Genomic DNA, 1,077 nt, shown 5'->3' with positions numbered 1-1,077 from the left:
GCGAGTACTGGGTGCAGGCCGACTCCTTCCAGCACAACGCGGTGCCCAGCGGGTACGACCCGATGTCCGGACGGCGCTTCACCGCCGCGCAGACCACCTTCTGGGCGGTCGGCTTCCGCGCCTACACCGCGCAGTGGGGGCAGCCGCTGGATCCCGATCCGGGCCCCGACGGGATCGGCGCCAACAACGGCCTGCCGGGCCCGGTGCTGCGCGCGGAGGTCGGTGACGAGATCCGGGTGCACTTCCGCAACAACGACCAGCACTACCGGTGGCCGCACAGCATGCACCCGCACGGCGTGCGCTACACGCCGGAGAACGACGGCGGCTGGCTGGCGGAGGCCCCCGACGCGCCGGGCACGGCGGTGGCGTTCGGCGCCAGCTACACCTACAGCTGGTTCTGCACCCCCGGCTCGGTGGGCACCTGGCCCTACCACGACCACTCGGTCCCCCAGCTGATCGCGGCCCCCACCACCCCGTCCCCCAACGGTTCGGCCGCGCCCCACGCGCCCGGCACCCCCGCGGCCACGGACGGCGGCGACATGGGCATGGGCGGCGCACCGGGTGGCACGAGCGCGGCCGCCGCGCCGCCGCGCGAGCCGGTGATGGAGATCGGGGCCGAGCTGGGCCTGCTCGGGGTGATCGCGGTCACCGACCGGCACACCCCCGCGGTGGACCGCGAGTTCGTGCTCGTCCTGCACGACGCCTACCCGGCCGACATCCCGTCCCTGCCGATGTCGCTCAACATGGTCAACGGCGGCGCCTACCTCGACAACGCGCCCACCTTCGGCGCGAAGGTCGGCGACCGGGTGCGCTGGCGGATCGTCGCGCTCGGCAACGAGCTGCACGTCTTCCACCTGCACGGCCACCGCTGGCGCAGCGCGGCCGGCAGCTGGGTGGACTCCGAGCTGATGGGCCCGGCCACCACGCTGACGGTGGAGTACACCGAGGACAACCCCGGCGACTGGATCTACCACTGCCACGTCACCCACCACCTGATGGGCGGCATGGCGGGCCGCTACCGGGTCACCCGCTGACAAGGTAGCGGGTGACGGCGCCGGCCGCCCCCATCGACGGGGG

General features: G+C 73.8%; 1 protein-coding gene. It reads left to right on the top strand.

Translation table 11 applies throughout. From position 1 onward, the window contains the following. Positions 1–1,034, top strand: a 1,034-nt coding sequence (locus ABD323_RS28345; RefSeq protein WP_344444828.1) for a multicopper oxidase domain-containing protein, incomplete at its 5' end; no start/stop codon positions are given. Between the last annotated feature and the right edge of the window lie 43 nt (positions 1,035–1,077).

Origin of the sequence: Kitasatospora nipponensis (assembly GCF_039528135.1) — a bacterium.
Classification (GTDB): Bacteria; Actinomycetota; Actinomycetes; order Streptomycetales; family Streptomycetaceae; genus Kitasatospora; species Kitasatospora nipponensis.
The sequence above is the reverse complement of the archived record's forward strand: the minus strand, read 5'-3'. Positions and strand labels throughout refer to the sequence as shown.